Source organism: Dokdonella sp. (assembly GCF_036518555.1).
Classification (GTDB): Bacteria; Pseudomonadota; Gammaproteobacteria; order Xanthomonadales; family Rhodanobacteraceae; genus Dokdonella_A.
On sequence record NZ_DATDMY010000049.1, the window covers coordinates 1 to 21,829 of the forward strand.

The 21,829-nt window shown below is 69.8% G+C and carries 20 protein-coding genes; 11 read left to right on the plus strand and 9 right to left on the minus strand.

The window, feature by feature from the left end; genetic code table 11:
• The 5 genes from VI238_RS03035 to VI238_RS03055 form a co-directional block, all read left to right on the plus strand.
• The coding region (locus VI238_RS03035; RefSeq protein ID WP_331648310.1) for an HTH domain-containing protein at nucleotides 1-449 on the plus strand (449 nt) is incomplete at its 5' end.
• 176 nt (nucleotides 450-625) lie between these two features.
• Nucleotides 626-1,264: a glutamine cyclotransferase gene (locus VI238_RS03040; RefSeq protein ID WP_331648312.1), complete on the plus strand. Its 639-nt coding sequence runs from the start codon at nucleotides 626-628 to the stop codon at nucleotides 1,262-1,264.
• A 176-nt stretch (nucleotides 1,265-1,440) separates the two neighbouring features.
• Complete coding sequence (locus VI238_RS03045; RefSeq protein ID WP_331648314.1) at nucleotides 1,441-2,850, plus strand: hypothetical protein; 1,410 nt, start codon at nucleotides 1,441-1,443, stop codon at nucleotides 2,848-2,850.
• 147 nt (nucleotides 2,851-2,997) lie between these two features.
• Nucleotides 2,998-3,906 carry a GAF domain-containing protein gene (locus VI238_RS03050; protein ID WP_331648316.1) on the plus strand — a complete coding sequence of 303 codons (909 nt, stop codon included), beginning with the start codon at nucleotides 2,998-3,000 and terminating at the stop codon, nucleotides 3,904-3,906.
• Nucleotides 3,907-3,985: 79 nt separating this feature from the next.
• Entirely contained in the window at nucleotides 3,986-4,933 is a 948-nt protein-coding gene (locus VI238_RS03055) for a bifunctional helix-turn-helix transcriptional regulator/GNAT family N-acetyltransferase (protein WP_331648318.1), read from the plus strand.
• 48 nt (nucleotides 4,934-4,981) lie between these two features.
• Here the strand turns inward: VI238_RS03055 and VI238_RS03060 are convergent, their stop codons facing one another.
• Nucleotides 4,982-5,479, minus strand: a complete 498-nt coding sequence (locus VI238_RS03060; RefSeq protein ID WP_331648320.1) for an HIT family protein — start codon at nucleotides 5,477-5,479, stop codon at nucleotides 4,982-4,984.
• 210 nt (nucleotides 5,480-5,689) lie between these two features.
• Here VI238_RS03060 and VI238_RS03065 point away from each other — a divergent pair, with 210 nt between their 5' ends.
• A complete protein-coding gene (locus VI238_RS03065; RefSeq protein WP_331648322.1) occupies nucleotides 5,690-6,091 on the plus strand; it encodes a metalloregulator ArsR/SmtB family transcription factor in 402 nt (133 codons plus the stop codon).
• Nucleotides 6,092-6,116: 25 nt separating this feature from the next.
• Nucleotides 6,117-6,566, plus strand: a complete 450-nt coding sequence (locus VI238_RS03070; protein WP_331648324.1) for an SRPBCC family protein — start codon at nucleotides 6,117-6,119, stop codon at nucleotides 6,564-6,566.
• Between the two features lie 202 nt (nucleotides 6,567-6,768).
• Here the strand turns inward: VI238_RS03070 and VI238_RS03075 are convergent, their stop codons facing one another.
• The 8 genes from VI238_RS03075 to rsfS all read right to left on the minus strand — a co-directional run bounded on the left by VI238_RS03075 (nucleotide 6,769) and on the right by rsfS (nucleotide 16,912).
• Complete coding sequence (locus VI238_RS03075; RefSeq protein WP_331648326.1) at nucleotides 6,769-8,676, minus strand: M61 family peptidase; 1,908 nt, start codon at nucleotides 8,674-8,676, stop codon at nucleotides 6,769-6,771.
• A gap of 122 nt (nucleotides 8,677-8,798) precedes the next feature.
• On the minus strand, nucleotides 8,799-9,683 hold the full coding sequence (locus VI238_RS03080; protein ID WP_414650019.1) for an alpha/beta fold hydrolase: 885 nt from the start codon (nucleotides 9,681-9,683) through the stop codon (nucleotides 8,799-8,801).
• 151 nt (nucleotides 9,684-9,834) lie between these two features.
• Nucleotides 9,835-10,446, minus strand: a complete 612-nt coding sequence (locus VI238_RS03085) for a hydrolase (protein WP_331648328.1) — start codon at nucleotides 10,444-10,446, stop codon at nucleotides 9,835-9,837.
• The gene (locus VI238_RS03090; RefSeq protein ID WP_331648330.1) at nucleotides 10,443-11,801 is read right to left on the minus strand and encodes an alpha/beta fold hydrolase; all 1,359 of its coding nucleotides are present in this window, start codon (nucleotides 11,799-11,801) and stop codon (nucleotides 10,443-10,445) included. Before VI238_RS03090 ends, VI238_RS03085 begins: the two co-directional genes overlap by 4 nt.
• A gap of 154 nt (nucleotides 11,802-11,955) precedes the next feature.
• The gene (locus VI238_RS03095; RefSeq protein ID WP_331648332.1) at nucleotides 11,956-14,976 is read right to left on the minus strand and encodes a sensor histidine kinase; all 3,021 of its coding nucleotides are present in this window, start codon (nucleotides 14,974-14,976) and stop codon (nucleotides 11,956-11,958) included.
• Between the two features lie 107 nt (nucleotides 14,977-15,083).
• The gene (locus VI238_RS03100) at nucleotides 15,084-15,698 is read right to left on the minus strand and encodes a response regulator transcription factor (RefSeq protein ID WP_331648335.1); all 615 of its coding nucleotides are present in this window, start codon (nucleotides 15,696-15,698) and stop codon (nucleotides 15,084-15,086) included.
• Between the two features lie 125 nt (nucleotides 15,699-15,823).
• Nucleotides 15,824-16,294: a 23S rRNA (pseudouridine(1915)-N(3))-methyltransferase RlmH gene (rlmH, locus tag VI238_RS03105; RefSeq protein ID WP_331648337.1), complete on the minus strand. Its 471-nt coding sequence runs from the start codon at nucleotides 16,292-16,294 to the stop codon at nucleotides 15,824-15,826.
• Between the two features lie 261 nt (nucleotides 16,295-16,555).
• Nucleotides 16,556-16,912 (minus strand): ribosome silencing factor, encoded by a 357-nt coding sequence (gene rsfS, locus VI238_RS03110; RefSeq protein ID WP_310735166.1) that lies wholly within the window; start codon nucleotides 16,910-16,912, stop codon nucleotides 16,556-16,558.
• Between the two features lies 1 nt (nucleotide 16,913).
• On the opposite strand from rsfS, the gene VI238_RS03115 reads away from it, so the two are divergent.
• From VI238_RS03115 to VI238_RS03130, 4 genes are all read left to right on the plus strand, one after another.
• The gene (locus tag VI238_RS03115; protein WP_331648342.1) at nucleotides 16,914-17,258 is read left to right on the plus strand and encodes a hypothetical protein; all 345 of its coding nucleotides are present in this window, start codon (nucleotides 16,914-16,916) and stop codon (nucleotides 17,256-17,258) included.
• Nucleotides 17,259-17,338: 80 nt separating this feature from the next.
• Nucleotides 17,339-17,905, plus strand: a complete 567-nt coding sequence (locus tag VI238_RS03120; RefSeq protein ID WP_331648344.1) for a sigma-70 family RNA polymerase sigma factor — start codon at nucleotides 17,339-17,341, stop codon at nucleotides 17,903-17,905.
• On the plus strand, nucleotides 17,902-19,461 hold the full coding sequence (locus VI238_RS03125; protein ID WP_331648346.1) for a protein kinase domain-containing protein: 1,560 nt from the start codon (nucleotides 17,902-17,904) through the stop codon (nucleotides 19,459-19,461). The genes VI238_RS03120 and VI238_RS03125 overlap by 4 nt, the downstream gene beginning before the upstream one ends.
• 133 nt (nucleotides 19,462-19,594) lie before the next feature.
• Nucleotides 19,595-21,829, plus strand: a 2,235-nt coding sequence (locus VI238_RS03130) for a tetratricopeptide repeat protein (RefSeq protein WP_331648348.1), incomplete at its 3' end; no start/stop codon positions are given.

Here is a 21,829-nt window from a genome sequence, read left to right on the forward strand (position 1 = left end):
TGGCATTCCCCGGCGACGTCGCGCGCGCGGCGCTCGTCGCGCGCGTGTTCCGCACGCGCCACGGCGACGAATCGCATCGCGCGCGCCTGCGCGTCGAGATGGGCCGCCTGCGCGCCGCGCTGCGCGGGCTCGCCGACGTGAACGCGACCAAGGACGGCTTCGCGCTCGCACCGGCGCGCTCACGCGACGTCGTCGTGCTCGCTCCACCGGTCGACACCGCACACGCGGACGTACTCGCGCTGCTCGGCGACGGCGAAGCGTGGTCGAGCTCCGCGCTCGCGCTCGCACTCGGCGTGAGCGCACGCACCGTGCAACGCGCGCTCGACGCCCTCGAGACACGCGGCCACGTGCAGGCGGTCGGTCGCGGCCGCGCGCAGCGGTGGATGACGCCGCCGGTGCCGGGATTCCCGACAACATTGTTACTCGCGGCGCCGATGGCCGCCGGTTAGCATCGCTCCCGACCGTGCGCGCAGCGCCTTTCCCGCCGAGGCGGGAGCGCCACGGGCACATCGTCGTGATCCGCCAAAGCGCGGATCCCTTGCGCCGGTTCCATCGAAGCCCGGGCAGCATGGATTCCCGCGCTCGGGAACGACGCGATTCCAACCCGACCATCGGAAGATCGAACATGAAACGAGGCCAGGCCGAAGTCGTCCGCGAGTACGGCCCGTTCACGGGCGTGAAGAACGTCGGCGGCGTCAGCTACGACGGCGAGCGCGTCTGGTTCGCGGCCGGCGAGCAGCTCAAGGCGATCGATCCCGCGAGCGGCGCCACCGTGCGCACGATCGACGTCGCCGCGCAGGCGGGCACCGCGTTCGACGGTCGCCACCTGTTCCAGATCGCCGACGGCCGCATCCGCAGGATCGACCCGAACAGCGGCGACGTGCTCGCGACGATTCCCGCGCCCGCCGGCGGCGGCGATTCCGGGCTCGCCTGGGCCGAGGGTTCGCTCTGGGTCGGCGACTACCGCGGCCGCCGCATCCACCGCATCGATCCGGACACGGGCGCCGTGCTGCGCACGATCGAATCGGACCGCTTCGTCACCGGCGTCACCTGGGTCGACGGGGAACTCTGGCATGCGACCTGGGAAGGCGACGAGAGCGAGTTGCGCCACATCGATGCGCAGACGGGCGCCGTCGTCGAGAGCCTCTCGATGCCCGACGGCATGCTCTGCTCGGGACTCGAGTACGACGGCGCCGATCGCTTCTACTGCGGCGGCGGCGACAGCGGCAAGGTGCGCGCGGTGCGGCGTCCGCGCGCGCGCTGACCGCGCGTCCTCGTTCAGCTGCGCGCAAATTCAGCACACGCACGTAGCGACGCGCGCGCCTTTGCCGGCGTCGTGATGCCGGACGCATCGGAAACGCATCGAACCGGCATGCATGCGTGGCGACGCGCGGGCACGCTCGGGCGGCGTGGATCCGATGCCTGAACGGAGGTGCGAACGTGCTGCTGCCAAGAACCTTCATGCCCTACGCCGCCGTACTGGCGGCGAGCGCCACCCTTCCCTGTTTCGCCGCCGACGGCGACCCCGACACCGGCTTCGGCTCGGGCGGCGTCAGCTACGTCGCGGTCGACGATGTTTCGGCGCGCGAGATCACGCCGCATGCGTCGATCGCGCTGCCCGACGGCAAGCTGCTGTTCGCCGGCGCGCGCAACAAGATCGTGCCGCCGTCGCCCTGGTACGAACCGCAGATCCGCGGCATGCTGCTGCGCCTGGACGCCGACGGCAGCCCCGACGCGGGCTTCGGCAACACGACGATCGCCGGCCTGGCCGAACTGCCCGACCTCGCCACGGGCCAACGCATGCAGGGCATCGAGTCGGTCGCGCGCTTCGCCGACGGCTCGTACGTCGCGGTCGGCACCGCGATGGTCAACGGCCCGCTGCAAGGCTACGTGGTCAAGCTCACGGCCAGCGGCGATGTCGACGAAAGCTTCGGCAGCGGCGGCACCGTGCTGCTGCCGATGCACTACCTGCACGTGGTACGGCTCGACAGCCAGCAACGCATCGTCGTCGGGGGCGAGCATTTCGACAGCGGCGGCTTCGTCTACACGAGCACCGTCGTGCGGCTCGACGGCAGCGGCGCCTACGACACGACGTTCGGCAGCGGCGGCACGCAGTCGATCGTGTGGGCCGATGCGGGCGCGTCGGGCTACGTGCACGACCTCGCGGTCGTCGCCGACGACGCGATCGTCGTCGGCGGCGGCTTCGAGTCGAACGGATCCGGCCTCGGCACCGACTACGCGCTCGCGCGGCTGGGTGCGGACGGCGCGTTCGACGCGAGCTTCGCAGGCGTCGGCTGGCGGGTGTTCCACGATCCGTCGGAGACGTCGATCGTCAACGCGGTCGAACGCCTCGCGCCGCTCGCCGACGGGCGCATCGCCTTCGCGGGCTACCACAACACGGGCGAGAACATCACCGGCCTCGTGCTCGGCCGCGTGCTCGCCGACGGGTCGACCGACACCGCGTTCGGCGACCTCGCGAACCCAGGCTACTTCAAGCCCGCGATCCTGCCGACCGCGGAGAGTGCGAACGTGAGCGGCTTCGTCCTGCAGGACGACGGCAAGCTCGTCGCGTCGGTCGCCTACTACACGCCGGACAAGGAACACTTCTTCGCCGTGCGCAGCACCGCCGACGGCGCGCCCGACCCGGATTTCGCGAGCGCGGGCATCTACGACGCCGACCTCGCCCCCGACGGCGTCTACAGCGAGATCGGCACGCTGCTGCTGCAGGCCGACGGCAAGCTCGTCGCCGCCGGCCGCGCGCAGCGCACGATGGACTCGCCGCTCGTCGACTTCGCCGCGACGCGCCTGCTCGTGACGGCCGACGTGATCTTCGCCGACGGCTTCGACTGACGCCCGGGGCGCCTGCGCGGCAGCCATCCCGTGCGCGACCGCGCGATCGAAGGCGTCGCGCTCGCGCACAGGGTGCGCTGCCGGGGCTTTCGCAGCCGACGATGCCTCACGTATCGTTCGTCGAATGCACCAGCCGAGGGAGCCCGCATGCGCAAGCCGGACAACGAAGCCAGCCGCCAACGTGCGCTGGACCTGTACCGCGTCGTCGACTCGCTGCCCGACACCGCCTACGACGACATCGTGCAGCTCGCCTCGACCTTGTGCGGCACGCCGATCGCCTTGATGACGCTGATCGATCGCGACCGGCAATGGTTCAAGGCCAGCCGCGGCCTCGACGGCACCGGCACGCGCCGCGAGGATGCGTTCTGTGCGCACGCGATCGAAGCACCGACGACGCTCATGGAGGTGCCGGACGCGCAGGCCGACGCGCGCTTCGTCGCCAACCCGCTCGTGACCGGCGACCCGCATATCCGGTTTTACGCGGGCATGCCGCTCGTGACCCCGGGCGGCGACGCGATCGGCACGGTGTGCGTGATCGACGACCGGCCACGCGAGCTCGGCGCACGCGAACGCGACGGTCTCGCCGCGCTCGCCCGCCTCACGATGACGCTGCTCGATGCACGCCTGCACGAGCAGCAACTCGAACGCGCGGCGGTGTTCGCCGAAGCCGCCGCCGCGCCGCACGGCGACGCGTTCGGCGTCGCGATCCTGCAGGTGCAGGGCCTTACCGAGCACGCGGCGCGGCTCGGCGAGCGCGCGCTCGAGCGCCAGCTCATCGACCTCGAGCAGCGCCTCGGCGAAGCGCTCGACAAGGCACGCGGCGACAGCGTCAATCGCACCAGCCACAGCCCGGATTTCATCGCGGTGCTGCACGGCGACGCGGACGCCACCGGGCGCCGCCTGCGCGAGTGCGCGGATGCGTTCACCGCCCGCACGGGCATCGCGATCGCGAGCGCCGCGGCGAAGGCCAGCGACCCGGACGAGCGGATCGAGTACGTCTACCTGCGCGCGGACGAAGCACTCACGGCCGCCAAGGACGGTGCATCGGCGATGTAGAGCGGACCGCGCGGCTTGACATGATTGCCTTAGGCAAACGATAATTTGCCTTAGTCAAACATATGTCGCAGGAGCCGTCATGCGCGCCGTCGAGGAGCGGGCCGAGAAGGTACGGCGGTTCAACCGCTTCTACACGCGCCGCATCGGCGTGCTGCACGAACACCTGCTCGACAGCGCGTTCTCGCTGACCGAAGTGCGCATCCTCTACGAACTTGCGCACCGGTCGGACCTCACGGGCACGATGCTGTGCCGCGAACTCGGGCTCGACGCGGGCTACGTGAGCCGCGTGATCGCAGGATTCGAGAAGAAGGGGCTCGTCGCGAAGACGCGTACCGAGAACGACGCGCGCGTGGTGCGGCTCGAGCTCACGCGCAAGGGACGCAAGGTGTTCGACCCGCTCGACGCCGCGTCGCGCCGCGAAGTCGTCGCGATGCTCGACACCTTGCCTGCGCCCGAGCAGGACCGGCTCGTCGACGCGATGGCCCAGGTCCAGGCCCTGCTCGGCGAGGCGCGCGGCAAGGACTACATGCTGCGCGATCCGCGCCCGGGCGACATGGGCTGGATCGTGCACCGCCATGGCGTGCTGTACGCGCAGGAGTACGGCTGGAACGCGGAGTTCGAGGCGCTCGTCGCCGAGATCGTCGCGAAGTTCGTGCGCGACTTCGACCCGCTCTCGGATCGTTGCTGGATCGCCGAGATGGACGGCCGCATCGTCGGTTCCGTGTTCGTCGTGCGCCACGACGAGCGCACCGCGAAACTGCGCCTGCTCTACGTCGAACCCGCCGCGCGCGGGCTCGGCATCGGCCACCGCCTCGTCGACGAATGCGTCGGCTTCGCGCGCCGCAGCGGCTACGCGAAGCTCGTGCTCTGGACCAACAGCGTGCTCGTCGACGCGCGCAGGATCTACGAGCGGGCCGGTTTCACGCTCGTCGGCGAAGAAGCGCACCACAGCTTCGGCAAGGACCTCGTCGCGCAGACCTGGGCGCTCGATCTCGACCGCGCGGGCGCGCCGTCGCGCCGGCGCTGACGCGGCTCAGGCCCGAGCAACGCCCCGATCCGGCATCGCCGATGCCGGCTACGTCGGCAGCTTCGAACGAATCCGTTGCGCGGTTTCGGCAAGCTGGATCGCGCAAGCCCTGACCCGCTCGCGACGCGGTGCATCTTCGCCGGGATCGTGCGGCGTACCCGGTGGGCGTCCCGCACCGTCGAAGGTCGCGAGCTGCGGAGGACCGATGCCCCAGTCGCTGCCCTTCTGCCGCGGCACCACATGGAAATGGAAGTGCGGTGTTTCCTGCCCGCTGTAGACGCCGTTGTTCTGGAACGTGAGCAGGCCGAGAGGCTGGAACGCCTCGACGAGCGCCGTCGCGACCCGCTGGGCCGCGACCAGCACCGCCTCGCATTCCTCGCGGGAAAGATCGAGCAGCGTCGCCACGTGCCGACGCGTGATGACGCAACACTGACCCACCTCGAACTGCCACGGATTGATCACGGTGAGCGTGTGTTCGCCCTCGTCGATGATCGCCCACCGGTCTTCGCGACCCGCCACTTCGCACAGGTCGCACGGCTCTCTCACGGGAAGCTCGATCAATGGCGGTCTCCGATGGGGCCGCGAGGTCGACCCGGGAACGACCGTGGAGTCCTTCCGGATCGAACGCCGGCGCGGTTGCGCCGGGTCGTGCGGCGGGACGAACGTACGATGTCACCGGCGTGCGCTGCAACATCGATGGGTACCCTCCTGCACCGCAGTGCCGATGCGCCTCCGGGCAAGCCGGCGACGCACCCCTTGCGCCAGCGCGACCGACTCCGCATACTGAACCACATGGTTCAGCGTTTCCAGGCACATTTCGACGCTTCCTTCGCGGCGCTCGCCGACGCCACGCGCCGCGGCGTCCTCGACCAGCTCGCGCGCGGCGACGCATCCATCACCGACCTTGCCGACCGCTTCGGCATGACCCTCACGGGCATGAAAAAGCACGTCGGCGTGCTCGAGTCGGCTGGGCTCGTGAGCACCGAGAAGATCGGTCGCGTACGCACCTGCCGGATCGGCCCGTGCCGTCTCGAGGAGGAGATGGCATGGATCGCGCGTTACCGCCAGCGGTGGGACGCCCGCTTCGAGGCCCTCGACGGCGTCATCGACGAACTCAAACGACAGGAGAAGGCCCGTGGCCGCACGAAACGAACGTGAATCCCGACGCACGACGGTGCGGAAGGTGTCGGACAGCGAAGTCGTCGTCACGCGCACCTTCGACGCGCCCGCGCGACTCGTATTCGAGGCATGGACCAAACCCGAGTTGTTCAGGCAGTGGTGGGTACCCCGCTCGATGGGCATGACGCTCCGCTCATGCGATCTGGACGTGCGCACCGGCGGCAGCTACCGCCTCGTATTCGGCGACGACCCTGCGAACACGATGGCCTTCTTCGGCACGTACCTCGAGGTGGTACCCGACCAGCGTATCGTCTGGACGAACGAGGAAAGTGGCGACGCGGCGTCCGTGACCACGGTGACGTTCGAGGAGCGCGACGGCACGACGCTGCTCGTCCTCACCGAGCGGTATCCCAGCAAGGACGCGCTCGACGAGGCGGGCACCGGCGCGCAGGATGCGATGGGCGAGACGTTCGCGCAGCTCGACGAATTGCTCGCGGAGCTCGTCGTACGCTGACGGCCGAGCGGCGTAAGCGGAGCACCGCCGCACCGATGCGACGGCCATCGAGCGAACCGTTCGGCGGTTGCGCACGCGATGCGGACCGTCCTCGCTTCGCTCCGCACGCGTCGTCCGAATCGGGTGTTCGCAGTGCGCGGGACGCCGCGTCGTTTCGGCCCCTTGTCGACCGAATGCTAACGGCCCACGCCTGCGCTCGGCCTCAGTCGGCTCCACGACGGCGCCCCGCCAACAGCGCCGACAAGGTGTCGGGTGTTCCCGCCACGCGCTCCAGGTGCGGGTAGCGATGGCCCACGCGTGCCTCGACCTCGGCGACGGATTCACGGCCGTCGAACACATTGCCGAGGTGCACGCGTGCGCCAGGCGCCCGCGACGCGATCGCATGATCGAGGGCTTCCGGCGTGAACGGTGCGCCGTCGACGGTCGTCACGCGGGCGCCGGGCACGATGCCGGCGGCGAAGGCAGCGCTGTTCCAGGCGACGGACTTCACCTGGCCCGACGGCGCGATCGTGAGACCGATGGACCAGGTGAAGTCGAGCACGCCGTCGGCCGCCTCGTTGAGGCGGAAGTACGCGCTCGGCGCATCGCGGAACACGAGCCGCCAGCCGTGCTCGACGAGGCCGTCGAGCACGCCTTCGTCGTCGTGGGCGTCGAGCTTGCGTCGCAGGATCGCCGACCAGTCGGCGGCACAGGTGCGATCGAGCATCGCGACGACATCGCGCTCCGTGTAGCCGCGGTAGCGCTCGCCGGCCTTCCGGTCCGCCGCGGCGAAGAACGCGGCCGCGAAATCGTCCATGCCTTTCGCGCCGTGGCTGCAGCGGCGCAGGCGCGCATCGATGTCGAGCCAGAACAGCACGCCTTCGACGTAGTAGTCCTCGCGCCGTTGCCAGTCGCGCCAGTCGACGCGCCCGTTCTGGATCAGCGGGTCGTTGCTGCTGTCGGCGAGCGATTTCCAGCGGCGACCCGCGCGCGATTGCACGATGGCGGCGTCGAGCGCGAGCGCGTCGAGGGTCTGCTGCACGCTGCGCAAGCCCGCGCGGGCGGCAATGATGCGCGACCAGAACTCGGTCTGGCCCTCGTACACCCAGAGCAGCGTGCCCGTCGCGGGGTCGTTCGGCGTCGCCGTCGCCATGTCGGCCGGAATGCGCCAGCGCCCGTTCCATGCGTGGATGAATTCGTGCGCGATCACGTCGATCCAGGGCACCGCGTCGTCGCGGTGCGAGAGGAAATCCGACGGCAGGAACACTTCGCTCGAATCAGTGTGTTCGATGCCTCCGGGGCCTGGCAGGCGGTCGTCGAGCCCGAACAGGAAATCGTAATGCTCGAACGGCGGCGGTCCCATCAGCGCCTCGACTTCATCGACGACCGCGCGCAGCGGCCGATCGAGTTCGGCCGCATGCTCGATCGCGGCTTCCTCGGCGGCGATCCATTGCGCGCGCACGGGTGCCGCGCCACCCGCGATCGCGCGCGCTTGCACGTGACGGGACGCGAACACCGGCGCGTCGATGAGTCCATCGAGCGATACGGGTGCGAAGCGCATGCTCGAACCCTCGCGTTCGCCGGCCAGCGACGTCGCGGGAGACATGCCTTGCGGCAACGTGATCGTCGCCTGCACGGACACGCGGTGCGCGGGCCAGCCGGCCGGATAGAGCAGCACGCGGTTCCACGATAGTCCGACGAACCCGTCGAGCACCGTGGCCGAGGCCTCGCGCCCGAGCGGCGCGAGGTACTGGAACTCTGCCGTCAGTTCCTTCGCGCCGACCGGCACGTCGACGGCGAACGCGTGCACGCGCGCGGGATCGCGTCGCCACGGCAGCGGCGTGCCATCCGCCGCGATCGCGAGGCCGGCGAGGCGATGCGCGGAAATCGACGGCGCATGGCTCGCAGCGTCCCATTGCGGATAGAGCAACACGGTCCTGCCCGCGTGCTGCACCGGAATGCGCTCGCGCACCACGACGATGCGCCGGCGCGTGTCGGTGAGGTCCACGTCCAGCGCGACCACGCCGCGGAAGTCGACCGGATCCGCGGCCTGCGCCGGCGAATGACCGCGGATGGCGCCGCAGGCAGCGGTGGCGGCGACTGCCGCGGCGACCAGGGCAAGTGCAGGCATGAACGTATCCGGTCAACGAGTCCTTCCCCGGATGCTACGCGAGGCGTCGCGGTCGTGCGCGCGAGCGTGAGCCTCGCCGGGGAAGCTACGCCTGCAGAGCTTCCCCTGCGAAGTGATCGCCCTCAGCCCTTGATGAACTCGAGCAGGTCCGCGTTGACGCGATCCTTGAGCGTCGTGCACATGCCGTGCGGCGCGCCCTTGTACAGCTTCAGCGTCGAGTTCTTGATGATCCTGGCGGCCAGCACCGCAGAGTCGGCGTACGGGACGATCTGATCATCGTCACCATGCAGGATCAGCGTCGGCACATCGACCTTCTTCAGGTCTTCCGTCAGATCCGTCTCGGAAAACGCCTTGACGCAGAAATACGAGGCAGGGAATCCGGCCATCATCCCCTGGCGCCAGAACGACTCGCGCACCCCCTCGGAGGCCTTCGTGCCTGGCCGGTTGTAGCCGTAGAACGGAATGCTCAAGTCCTTCCAGAACTGCGAGCGATCGGCCACGACGTTCGCGCGGATCTGGTCGAAGACTTCGATCGGCAGGCCGCCGGGATTGGATTCGGACTTCACCATCACGGGCGGAATCGCGCCGATCAATACCGCCTTTGCGACGCGCTGCGTCCCGTGGCGGCCGATGTAGCGCACGACTTCGCCGCCGCCGGTCGAGTGCCCGACGTGGATCGCGTCGTGGAGGTCGAGCGCGCGCACGAGTTCGGCGAGGTCGTCGGCGTAGGTGTCGAGGTCGTTTCCGTGCCATGGCTGGGAGGAACGGCCGTGTCCGCGGCGATCATGCGCGATGCAGCGGTACCCGTGCGATGCCAGGAAGAACATCTGGTCTTCGAACGCGTCGGCGCTCAGCGGCCAACCATGGCTGAAGACGACGGGTTGCCCCGCTCCCCAATCGTTGAAGTAGATCCGCGTGCCGTCTTTGGTCGTGATCGTGTTCATGGGCGCTCCGTTGTTCGAGGTCGGGGGAGCCGGCGCGGCGGTGTGCCGCGCGCTCGCGTTCATCGATGACAGGCTTGCCGCTGCGGCGAGACCGATGCCGCCGGCGAGCAGGTTGCGTCGAGTGACGAGGGTGGTTTCGTTCGTCATGGATGGGTTCACGGTGGACTCCTGAGGTGGTGGGACGCAGCAGGCGGCCGGTGGCGGTGCGAAGGGCTCAGTGGCCTTCCACCGCGAACAGGATCTCGGCGAAACCCGCGGTCGTCGTGTCGCGATTCCAGTCGCGTTGCAGTTCGCAGATGAGCTGGACCCAACCGATCGGCTTGGCGCCGGCCTGCACGAGGCGCTGCACGGCGAGTCCGTGGGCTTCCGGCGAAGTGCCGCCGACGCAATCGATCACGGCGTAGACGTCGAAGCCGTCGCGCAGCGCATCGAGTGCCGGGTGCACGAGGCACACTTCGGTCCAGAGCGCGGCCATGATCAGCTTGCGGCGGCCCGTTGCTTTCACGGCGCGCACGAAGTCCTCGTCTTCCCAGGCGTTGATCGACGTGCGGTCGATCGGCTCGACACCCGTCAGTACGTCGGCGATCTGGTGGATGGTCGGCTGGTTGCGCCCGGTCGTCACGTTCACCGTGGATAGCACGACCGGCAATCCGTACAGCTTGCCGATCCGCGCGAGCGCCGTGACGTTCGCGACGAGCTCACGCTTCGAGCGCGACTGGATCGAGGCAACCTGCACCGGCTGGAAATCGATGATCACGAGCGCCGCGTTCTGTGGCGTGAGCAGGTGATCGACGTGCGGATCGCGGATGGTCCTGAACGAGGTCATCGTTGAGCCTCCTGCTTGGCACCGGCGGCATCGAGGGAATAGGTGGTGTCGGTCGGTCCCTCGCCGGTGATATAGACGACGGTCGGCAGATCGCCCGTGAACGCAAAATGCGCTTGCCCTGCGGGCTCGGTGTAGAACCCGCCTGGTCCGAGCGTGCGCGCGGCGGCCGCGTCGACCTGCTCGCCGTAACCGAAATGCCATTCGCCGGAAACCACGAGCGCCGCCCGATTGTCGCGATGGCGGTGCGCGGCGATGCGCACGTGTGCCGGGACGCGGATCTCGATCGCGTATGGGCCCGCGCTTTCCGGATTGCCGGAGAGCACCGTCGTCTGGATGCCTTCCACGCCGGACGTGCCCGCACCGGCACCGGTGCGCGCATGCTTTTCGACCTCGCCGGGCGTGAGCCGCAATGGCTGGAGCGGCGCCGTCGCTGCGAGGAATGCTCGGATCGCGGCGACGGTCGCGCCGGGCTGTTCCTCCATGAGCCAGTGACCGGCATCGGCGATGACCGACTGGCGCACATCGTCCGCGGCAAACCGCATCACATAGGCCATCGTCGCGCCGAACGAATGATCGCCGCCGACGGCGAGAACGGGCATCTGCAGGCGCCCGTTCGCCAATGCCGCGCGATTGTCGATCGCGTCCTGGTCGAACGCGGCGAACTGCAGGAAACCCGCGTGCATGCGACCCGGCTGCGCGTACAGCGTCGCGTAGTGACGGCGCGCCGTTTCGGGAAAATGCTTCGGGTCGGCGGAAAACTCGTTCCAGAACCGATCGAGGTAGATGCGTTCGCGTCCCGCGACCAGGCGCTCCATGTCCGGTCCGCCGAAGCGGAAGTGCCACAGCAGCGGATTCTTGAGGATCTCGTCCCACGGGCCGACGCCGGGCACCGGCGCGTCCATCACGACCAGGCGCGCAGTCCGGTCCGGGTGCGCCGTGGCGAACGCGAACGCCACCATGTTGCCGATGTCGTGGGCGACGACGTCGGCGCGCTCGATGTGCAATGCGGTCATCACGCCCGCCACGTCTTCGGCTTCGTTCTTCTTGTTGAAACCGTCGACGGCGGTCGCGGACAGTCCCATGCCGCGCAGATCCGGCGCGACGACGGTATGGTCACGCGCGAGGTCCGCTGCGAGTGGCGCCCACATGTCGCCCGTCTCGCCATAACCGTGCAGGAGCACGACCGCAGGACCCGAACCACCGATGCGCACATGCAAGGTCGTGCCGTTGGTGTCGACCTCCTGCGTACGAAATCCGGCAGGAAAATCGAAGGGGCCCGCCCACGCCGGAGTGGCGGACGACACGGCGGCGCCGGCAAGCCAGGCCCATGTGCGCAGCGAACTGCGAATTCCCATGACAGCTGCTCCTCTTCCAAAGACATGCACCCCGCGCGATCGTGTGGAGCGTCGCGCGCAGGCTCATGGCAGAGGATAGGGAGGGGGCTGTTCGTGCACGCCCTCAATTGCAGCGAACGGCGGCCTGTAGTTTTCTACAGTAGCGCGGGGCGCATCACTCGTGCCCCCGCGCGCGACCGTGTCCGATCCCGAACAGGCGGTGCCACACCCCGCGCAGGCCTTGCCGCCTGCCGGCCTCGCGGTATGCCGTCGTAGCGGGCACGATCAGTGCGATCTCGGAGCCCGCGGGCTTCGCTCGCTCGATCCGCAACTGCGCACCGATCCGCGCCGCGCGTTCGCGCATGCCTTCCACGCCGAAATGCCCGGGCCGGCTAACCGGGTCGAAGCCGACGCCGTCGTCGCGCACGACGATGCGCAGGTCGCCCAGATAGGCGAGGCTTACGTCGAGCTGCGAGCCTTTCGAATGCGCGCAGGCGTTGCGGATGGCTTCGTAGCCGATCCGGTAGATCTCGTCGCGCACGATCGGGTGCATTTCCCCCGGCACACCGAGCACCTCGAAACGCAGCTGCATGTCCGCTCTCGCACAACATTCGCCGGCGGCCCGACGCAGGCTCGCCGCCAGATCATTCGTCTGCGTCGTCGAAGCGCGCAGCGCGTGCAGCGCCTCGCGCCCCTCCCTCACCGCCGCGCCAAGCCACTCCGACAGGCGACCCATCGCATGCGCCATGCGTTCCTTGTCGTCCACGTGGTCGAGTGCGTCGTCGGCGACCATCTTGCTGCTCTGGATCGTCTGCAGCAGCGTGTCGTGCAGTTCGCGCGCGAGGCGCGTTCGCTCGGCGAGGCGTTCGTCGTAGCGCGCCTTGAGCACGGCCGCCAACCGCCGCACGCGCATGCGATAGAGCGCTGCGAGGATGCCCGCGCCGAGCAGCACACCGAGCAAGCGAACGGGAAGCGTCTGGTACCAGGCCGCGTCGATACGCAACGAAAGCGGGAAAGCAGTCTCGGTCCACGACAGGCCGTCGCTGCTCGCCCCGACGCGAAAGCGGTACGTACCGGGTGGCAGGTCGTTGTAGAACGCCTGGCGCCGCGTGCCCGCCTCGTTCCAGCTCTCGTCGCGCCCTTCGAGCCGATAGCGGAAACGCGCGCGCTGCGGCACGCTCAAGCCGGTCGCGGTGTAGTCGATCTGCACCTCGCGCGGATTGGGCGGAAGCTCGATATCGGTGCCGCTGCCGAACTCCCGCCGATCGGACCTCGTGTTCTCGATCCATGCCTGCAGGGGCGGCGGCGTTGCACGCCTCAGTTCGGCCGGATCGAGCATCTGCAGGTTCACGGCGTTGCCCAGCCAGAGCTTGCCGTCGGGTGCCACCGACAAGGCACGGAATGCCGGCCGACCGACGCGCAGTCCGTCCATCGCGTCGAAGACGCGCGGGGTCACGATGGCGCTTCCATCGTGCCACCAGCGACCGAGTTCGGCCGCCGTGATGCGCAGCAGGCCGCATTCGGTGAATATCCACAGATCGCCGGCATCGTCGATGCCCAGCTCCGTGGAGAACTCGCACGGGAGGCCGTTCTGCGCGCCCATCACGCGCTGCGTTCCCTCGCTCCAGCCGAACACGCCGGCATCGGTCGCGAACAGCAAGGCGCCGCTGGCCGTGGTGATGCCTTGGCGCATGCGGTTTGCCGCGTGCGCGAGCGTGAACCGGTCGACCGTGGCGTCGTGGAAATGCGCGAGCGTGCCGTCCGCCGCAGCGGCCCACACGCCGGAAACCCGATCCGCGGTGAGCGTGGCGGCGCCGATCTCGAACTCCTCCTGCACGTGACGGTCGCGAATGCGCGCGAGCTTGTTACGGTAGCGCGCCCAGACGTTGCCCTGACGGTCTTCGGCGAGCGAAGCGACCGGCCCCAGCGGCTCGCTGCCCGGCCCGTTCACCCGCACGAAGCGGCCGTCGTCGAACACGGTCAGGCTGTTGTCGATGCCGATCCATACCTCGCCGGAATGATCTTCGAGCATCGACGTGACCTGGTTTCCCGGCAGTCCGGCGCCGGCCTTGTACGAGGTGAAGACGCCGTCCTGCAGGATGTCCAGCGCATTGCTGGAGCCGGCCCAGACGCGTCCATCGTGCGTGACGAGGACCGAATCGGCTTCATCGGAGCTGCGCCCTTCGCGTTTCGAGAACGTCGACACCGGCAGATCGCGAAAGCGGTCGACGCCCTCCGAGGTCGACACCCAGAGATCGCCGGCGGCGTCCTCGAAAAACCAGTAGATGCAGTCGCTGGACAATCCGTCCACCGCGCGGATGTGGTCCACCCGATCGCCGCGGATACGATAGATGCCGTCGTCGAGCGTGCCGACCCAGAGCACGCCGGCACGGTCGGCGAACAAGGCCTGCACGGAGAGATTCGAACCCTGCAATGGCGCCTGCACGGTCCTGATCGCGTTTCCCTCGACGCGTTGCAGGCCGAGCCCGGGACCGCGGGCGTCCACGCCGACCCATTGCACGCCGCCAGCGGCGGCGAACACGAGACGTCCCGGTGTCGCGGCCTGGATCTTCGCCGGAACAGGCATGACCTGCGCCTGCATCCCCTTCTTCCAGCGTGCGACCGACCATTCGGTCGCGAACCAGAACGCACCCGCAGCGTCCTGGTACAACGATCCGGCGCCGAATTCGCCATTGGCGAACGCGATGCCGTCGTCGCGCGCGAAACACCGCGCGGAATTCGCCTCGACGGAACAGAGCGACACCTGCCGCGAGCCGTCGCGGCGCCCCTCGACCGTGGCCCACAGGGTCCCGCTGCGGTCCTCGAGCAGCGAACTCGGCGAAGCCATGCCCGGTATGGTCGTGAGCACGTTGTCCCGCCAATGGCTGAGCCCCTGCGTGCTGCCGATCCACAAGCTGCCATCGCGCGCGCCATGCAGCGCAGTGATGAACTTCGCCGGCAACGGCGTGGCGGTGAGGCGATCGAGCGAAACGAAACGCATGCCGTCGAAGCGCAGGACGCCCGCCTGGGTGCCGATCCACATGTAACCGTCACGGGTCTGCGCAATCGGGTACGCCGGGGCGGGCAGGTCGCCGTCGCGCAGCCGCCACGCCACGTGGCCGTACTGCGAGATCATGCGCTCGGGATTCAGCGCCCGCGCGTCCGACCCCAGCGCGAACTGTGCGATGGCGAGCATTGCCGCCACCCCTGCGGCACGCTGTGGCCGTTTCCAGCGAAAGGCTCCTCGCGGCGATATCCGATCCATCCGATGGCTCCCGTACGCGATGCCGTGGACATGGCACCCTACAGCTGGATGAGTCCACGTTTGAGCGCGATGACGACCGCGTGGGTGCGATCGTTGGCCTGCAACTTGTCGAGCAGATTCTTGACGTGGAAGTTGATCGTCGTCTCCGAAACGGCGAGTCGATCCGCGATCTGCTTGTTGCGCAAACCGCCGCCGATCAGCCGCAGCACTTCGATTTCCCGCGGGGTCAGGTCGTCGTCGCCGAGGTGCTCCGCCAGCCGCACGGCCACTTCGGGCGGGATGCGCTTCTTGCCCTCGTGAACGCTGCGAATGATCTCGAGCAATTCGTTCTTGGGCATGCTCTTGAGCACGTACGCCGCTGCACCTGAGCGCAATGCGCGCTGTATCTCGCCGTCCGAATCCGACGTGGTGAGCATGATGATGCGCGCATCGGGAAATTCACCACGGATCGCGATCAGCGCATCGATGCCGTTCGCGCCCGGCAAACGCACGTCCATCAGCGTCACGTCCGGCCGATGTGCGCGGAACCGGGCGATCGCTTCGTCAGCGGTTCCCGCCTGCGCAACGATTCGCATGTCCGGCAGCGCATCGATGATCATCGCGAGGCCTTCCCGGAAAACGGGGTGATCCTCGACGCTCAGAATACGGATCACCTGACGTTCGCCCCTCGGAGCGCGCGCAGCGCAGGAATCGATGTACGGTACATGACGCACCGGGCGCGTTCCACCGCTGTCGTGGTGCACCGGGTCGGTGCGGGTGATGCGAAGCAGCGAATCCGTTACGGCCGATGGTACGGATGCCCCGCGTTGATCGACACCGCGCGATAGAGCTGCTCGACGACGACGAGGCGCACGAGCATGTGCGGCAAGGTGAGCGGGCCGAGCGACCAGGTCTGATGCGCGCGCGCGAGCACGTCGGACGCGTGGCCGTCGGGGCCGCCGATGAGGAGCGCTAGGTCGCGGCCGTGCATGCGCCACGCGTCGAGTTGCTGCGCGAGTTGTTCGCTCGTCCACGTCTTGCCGCGCCCGTCGAGGGCGACGACGTGCGCGTCCTTCGGCAGCGCGGCGAGCACGGCGGCGCCTTCGTCGGCGATCGCGCGCGCGGGGTCGCGGCCCTTGCCGCGGTTGCCGAGTTCGATCTCGACGAGCTCGAGCGGGAGGTCGCGCGAGAGGCGCTTCCTGTATTCGGCGACGCCGTCGGCAACCCAGGCGGGCATGCGTTCGCCGACGGAAATGAGGCGGGCTTTCATCGACGCATCATAGCGATAGCGACACCATCCTCATCCGACATCCTCTTCGATGGGGAGCGATGATGGTGACTCAACGGTGGCGGTCGCCGTGCGATGGCCGCGCTCGACGGCTGCTCGATCCGGAGAAAGGCATCGCGGCTGACGCCACTCCCACGGAGGCCTGCACGACCGTTGAGCGCAGGTGTCTCTCCCCTCACCCGGCGCGCTCTGCGCGCCGGCCTCTCCCGCAAGCGGGAGAGGCGACAGTGATGCGGCGGGCGATCAGCCGGCGAGCATCGCCGGTTGGCTGTCGCCGACGGTCCACAGGCGTTCGAGGCCGTAGAACTCTCGGGTGCGCGGCAGCATCACGTGCACGATCACGTCGCCGAGGTCGACGAGCACCCATTCGGCTTCGCGCTGGCCTTCGACGCCGATCGGCGGGTTGCCGGCCTGCTTCGCCTTCTTCACGACTTCGTCGGCGATCGACTTCACGTGGCGCGACGAGGTGCCGCTCGCGATCACGAGCAGGTCGGTGACGCCGCTCTTGCCGCGCACGTCGATCTCGGCGACGTCCTTCGCCTTGAGGTCGTCGAGCGCGTCGAGCACGACCTTGCGCAGGCGCGCGGCCGCATCGAGCACCTTGGCGACCTTCGGCTTCGCGGTCGCCTTGCCCGGACCGGCCTTCGCGGCGGCTTTCGCGCTCGGCAGCTTCGAGGGTGCCGCACGGTTCGTCGCCGCGGGCTTCGACGCGGCGCCCTTCATCGGCGGCGACTTCTTCGCGGGTGCCTTCTTCGCCGGGCCTTTCGTGGCGGGCGCCTTCTTCGCCGGCGCCTTCTTCGCGGCGGCGGACGTGCTGCGGGATGCGGGGGCCTTGGCGGCCTTCGGGGATCCGGCCTTGCGCGGCCGGGCGCGCGTTTCCGACGTAGCCAAGTGGGAGCGACCTCTTCGTGAGCATGGCGCCACCAGCGGCGCGGACAAAGTATAGGCGCATTCGGCCGGATGCGCCCGCGGCCGGGCCCGCGGGCGGGCCGCGGCAGCCACCGGGTCGCGTGCTATAAGCCGGCCATGCTCGCCGAGGAGACCACTGCGTTCCTGCTCGACCGCGCCCGCGGCGGCGACGACGCCGCGCGCGATCGGCTCGCGGCGCGCTACCTGCCGATGCTGCGGCGTTGGGCGCACGGCCGCCTGCCACCGTCGACGCGCGACCTCACCGACACCGACGACCTTGTTCAGGTCACCCTCTTGCGCGTGTTGAAGCAGATCGGGACGTTCGAATACGGCGGCACGGGCAGCTTCCTCGCCTACCTGCGCAGCACGTTGCTGAACCTTCTGCGCAACGAGATCCGTCGCGTCGCGCGGCGCGGCCAGAGCCTCGAGTTGGACGAGGCGCTGGTCGAGGACGACACGGCATCGCCGCTGGAACAGGCGATCGGGCGCGAACGTCTGGAACGCTACGAGGCCGCGCTCGAGGCGCTGCCCGCGCGTGCGCGCGAGCTGGTGATCATGCGGCTGGAGTTCGACATGACGTACGAGGACATCGCGAACGAGGTGCAATCGACGCCGGACGCGGTGCGCATGGCGATCAAGCGCGCGGTCGAGGCGCTCGCGCGGTCGCTCGGGGACGGTGCATGAGCGCGCCGGGCCGGGCGCCCGACCTGGTCGACCGCTTCGTCGACGGCGAACCGATCGACTGGAGCGGCGCGAGCGCGCAGGACGACGCCTTGCTCGACGCACTGCACACGCTCGACCAGGTGCGCGCGGCCTACCAGCGCATCGGCGCGCCCGATCCGCGCGGACCACGCCTGTTCGCGTGGGGCCCGCTCGCGGTGCAGGAGAAGATCGGCAGCGGCGCGAGTGCCGAGGTGTTCCGCGCCTGGGACGCCGGCCTCGCGACGCCGGTCGCGCTGAAGTTGCTGCGCCCGGAAGCGGCCGCGGCCGGCCTGCGCAGCGAGGAATTCCTGCGCGAAGGACGCCTGCTCGCGCGCATCAGCCAGCGCAACGTGCTGCGCGTGTACGGCGCGGCCGTGCACGACGGCCGCCCGGGCATCTGGGCCGAGTGGATCGAAGGCCGCACGCTCGACGCGATCGTCGAAAGCGACGGCGTACTCGCGGATCGCGAAGCCGCACATGTCGGGCTGGAACTCTGCGCAGCGCTCGCGGCGATCCACGCCGCCGGCCTCGTGCACGGCGACGTCAAGGCGAGCAACGTGCTGCGCGCGCGCGGCGGTCGCATCGTGCTCGCCGACCTCGGTGCGGCCGGCACGCCGGACGCGCTCAACGCGTCGTTGCGCACACAGGTGACGCCGGCCTATCTGTCGCCGCAGTCGCGCGACGGCGCGCCGCGCGCGGCCGCCGACGACATCTATGCGCTCGGCGTGCTGCTGCACTTCCTGCTCACGGGCGCGTATCCCCGCGACGGTGTCGCGCACGCCGCACTCGCGGACAGCGATACCGGCGTCGCCGCAGTCGTTGTCCACGCGCTCGCGCGCGACCCGCGCGTGCGACCGGCGACGCCTCAGGCGTTCGCAGCGGCGCTGCGCGCCGCGCTCGACGAGCGCGCGACGGTTGAACGACGCCCGCGATGGCGCGTCGGCGCGATCGCCGGACTCGCCGTTGCGCTGGTCGTCGTCGCATTCGCCGCGGCGCACTGGCTCCTGCCGGCCTGGGCGCCGCAGGTCGAACTGCTGCGGCGCATCGCCGACGGCCGCAGCGAAACCTTGCAGGACGGCGCGATCCTGCACGCAGGCGATCGCCTCGACCTCAGGCTCGCGAGCCGCAGCCCGACCTGGGTCTACGTGCTCAACGAAGACGCGCATGGCGACTTCCACGTACTGTTCCCGCTCGCAGGCCTCGATCGCGCCAATCCCGTCCCGCCCGGCGACGTACTGCTTCCCGGGACGCAGGGCGCGCGCAGCCTCTCGTGGGAGGTTTCCTCGACGGGCGGTCGCGACGAGTTCCTCGTGCTGCTTTCGCGTGCGCCGCTCGTGCGGCTGGAGCAACGCCTCGTCGCCCTGCCGGATGCGGCGGTCGAACGCGGCGTCGCGCGCACCGTCGCGAATCCGCCCGCGGTCGTGCAGGTGCGCGGTGCACGGCTCAATGCGTTGCTGCAGGCGTTCGAGACCGAACTCGCCGATGCGCGCCGCGTGCGCATGCGTGCCTGGCATTTCGGCGAACCCGACCGCCCCTGACGGCAGCGACGTGGCCGGCTAGAATCATCGCCGGAGGCGGTCGATGCACAGCCGGCGGAAAATTCGTGCGCTGCAGGCTTTCCCGTGCGCGCTGCTGTTCGCCGCCGCGCACGCCGTGGCTGCCGATCACGCCATGGACCTGCTCGAACAGGGCGCCTGCGGTGCGGCGCAGCGGCTAGCTGCGGACGAATTCGCCGCGATCCAAGCGATGCGCGCCGACGGCTCGCTCGCCGACGCGCTCGCCGTTCGTACGCGCGTCGCCCTCGATTGCGAACGCCCCGAAACGCCCGAACTCGACCAATGGCTCGCGCGCGAACTCGCGCTGCGCACGCAGGCCGACGGGGCCGAGGCAGCGTCCGTCGCGGCGGTGAAACTGCAGCAGGCGCGCCTCGCGCAGCAGGCGAACCGGCTCGACGATGCGCTCGCGGCGACGCGCGCGCTCGACGCACGAGGGGAAGTGCTGGCATGGCCCGCCGGGCTGCGCGCGCGCATCGCCAACCAGCTTGCGACCCTGCACAACCTGCGTGCCGACGCGGCGGCCGCGCTCGAAGCGTCCGACCGTGCGATCGCGACCGCGCGCGTCGCTCGCGACGATGCAACCCTTACGCTCGCGCTCGAGAACCGCGCGCTCGCGCTCACGCGACAGCGGCGCGGCAGCGACGCCCTGGTCCCCTCGCACGAAGCGGTCGCGCTCGCGCGCGCGAACGGCGAGCACAGCCGCGAGCTCGCGGTCGCACTCGGCGTCGCGGCGCGCGCGCAGCGCGAGGCGGGCGACCACGGCGCTGCGATCGATTCGCTCGAGCAGTCGCTGGCGATCCGGCGAGCGTTCGCCGAACCGGACCAGCGCGCGATCGCGGACACCCTGCTCGTGCTCGGCCAGACGCTGAAGATCTCCGGCGACAGCGAGCGCGCCGCGCTGGTGTACGAGCGCGCGCTCGCGGCCGACCGGCTCGAGGCCGACCCGCTGCGCCGCACGCGTCCGGCGATCCTGCACGGGCTCGCCAATCTCGAACGCGATCGGGGCCACAACGAACGCGCGCTCGAGCTCTACGCCGAAGCCGTACCGCTGTTCGAGCAGGCCTACGGCGCGCAGTCGCCGCAGCTCGCGCAGGTGCTCAACAACGACGCCAACGCGCACGCGAACCTCGGTCACTACGATGTGGCCAACGCGCTGTACCGGCGTGCAGTGGCGATCGCGCGCGCGCGCGACAGCACCGACCCGGCCGACTACCTGCCGCTCGGCAACGGCGCGATGATCGATGTCTGGCAAGGCCGCTACGCGCAGGCGGAAGGCGCGTTCCGCGAGCTCGTAGCGCATCAGCGACACGTCGATGCGGGCAGCGAATCGAGCACATTGTTCTCGCACATGGGGCTCGCCGCGAGCCTGTGGGGACAGCGGCGCGCGGACGAAGCGTTCGAGGTCGCGGTCGAGGCCGAGCACCTGCGCCAGTCGGCGTTGCGCCTCGCGGCGAGCCATCTGGGCGAGCGCCAGGCGATGAACCTGCAGGAGTACCAGCGCCCGACGATGGATCTCGTCGTCTCGATCGCCGTTGCCGGCGGCCAGTCCTCGCAGCTCGAGCGCGCGTGGGAACTCGGCATGGCCGCACGCGACCAGGTCACCGCGATCCGCGCACAACGGCTCGCCGCCGCACGCACGACCACCGACCCGCGACTCGCGGGGCTCTGGCAGGAATGGCGTGAGGCGAGCGCCGAACTCGCACAGGCCGAGCTCGCGCATGCGCCGGCGGCGCGCCGGCGCGAGGCACAGGCACGCGTCGACCGCGCCGAGCGCGCGCTCGCGATCGCGACGCCGCTGGGCACGTCGCTCGCGAGCGTGCCGATCGACTTCGACCGCGTGCGCCGCCATCTCCCGTCCGATGCATCGCTGGTGCTGTTCGCGACGTCGCACCTGCGCACTGCGTCCGACTTCGCGAAGGACGAAGCCGAACGACGCGCGCCGCAGCTCTATGCGTTCGTGCTTCCCGGCCCGCGCGCGAAGGTACGCACGGTCGACTTCGGCTCGCTCGAGCCGGTCGCGCGCGCCGTCGATGCGTGGACGGCGGCGATGGCCGATCGCAACGTCGCACTCGCGGCCGTCGACGAGCGCGGCCGCGTCGTGCGCGCGAGGCTGTGGCAGCCGCTGGAGCAGGCCGGCGCGGGCGACCACTGGCTCGTGCTGCCGACCGCCGCGTCGCTGTACCGCATGCCGTGGGCGGCACTGCCGGATGGCGATGGTTATCTCGCCGATCGCGGCTTCCGCGCGCACGTGCTCAACCACGAGCGGGAGTTGTCGCTGGCGCCGCCTGTGGGGGACGCGCCGCGCCTGCTCGCGATCGCCGATCCGGCCATCGGGCGCGGGCAGGTCGCC

Bases quoted from the DNA above. Each gene is read 5' to 3' on its own strand.
- VI238_RS03085 (WP_331648328.1), bottom strand. From the start codon at position 10,446: ATGACCTCGTTCAGGACCATCCGCGATCCGCACGTCGATCACCTGCTC.
- rlmH (WP_331648337.1), bottom strand. From the start codon at position 16,294: ATGAAAGCCCGCCTCATTTCCGTCGGCGAACGCATGCCCGCCTGGGTT.
- VI238_RS03055 (WP_331648318.1), top strand. From the start codon at position 3,986: ATGCGCGCCGTCGAGGAGCGGGCCGAGAAGGTACGGCGGTTCAACCGC.
- VI238_RS03040 (WP_331648312.1), top strand. From the start codon at position 626: ATGAAACGAGGCCAGGCCGAAGTCGTCCGCGAGTACGGCCCGTTCACG.
- VI238_RS03125 (WP_331648346.1), top strand. From the start codon at position 17,902: ATGAGCGCGCCGGGCCGGGCGCCCGACCTGGTCGACCGCTTCGTCGAC.
- VI238_RS03080 (WP_414650019.1), bottom strand. From the start codon at position 9,683: ATGAACGCGAGCGCGCGGCACACCGCCGCGCCGGCTCCCCCGACCTCG.
- VI238_RS03090 (WP_331648330.1), bottom strand. From the start codon at position 11,801: ATGGGAATTCGCAGTTCGCTGCGCACATGGGCCTGGCTTGCCGGCGCC.
- VI238_RS03075 (WP_331648326.1), bottom strand. From the start codon at position 8,676: ATGCCTGCACTTGCCCTGGTCGCCGCGGCAGTCGCCGCCACCGCTGCC.
- VI238_RS03050 (WP_331648316.1), top strand. From the start codon at position 2,998: ATGCGCAAGCCGGACAACGAAGCCAGCCGCCAACGTGCGCTGGACCTG.
- VI238_RS03120 (WP_331648344.1), top strand. From the start codon at position 17,339: ATGCTCGCCGAGGAGACCACTGCGTTCCTGCTCGACCGCGCCCGCGGC.
- VI238_RS03095 (WP_331648332.1), bottom strand. From the start codon at position 14,976: ATGCTCGCCATCGCACAGTTCGCGCTGGGGTCGGACGCGCGGGCGCTG.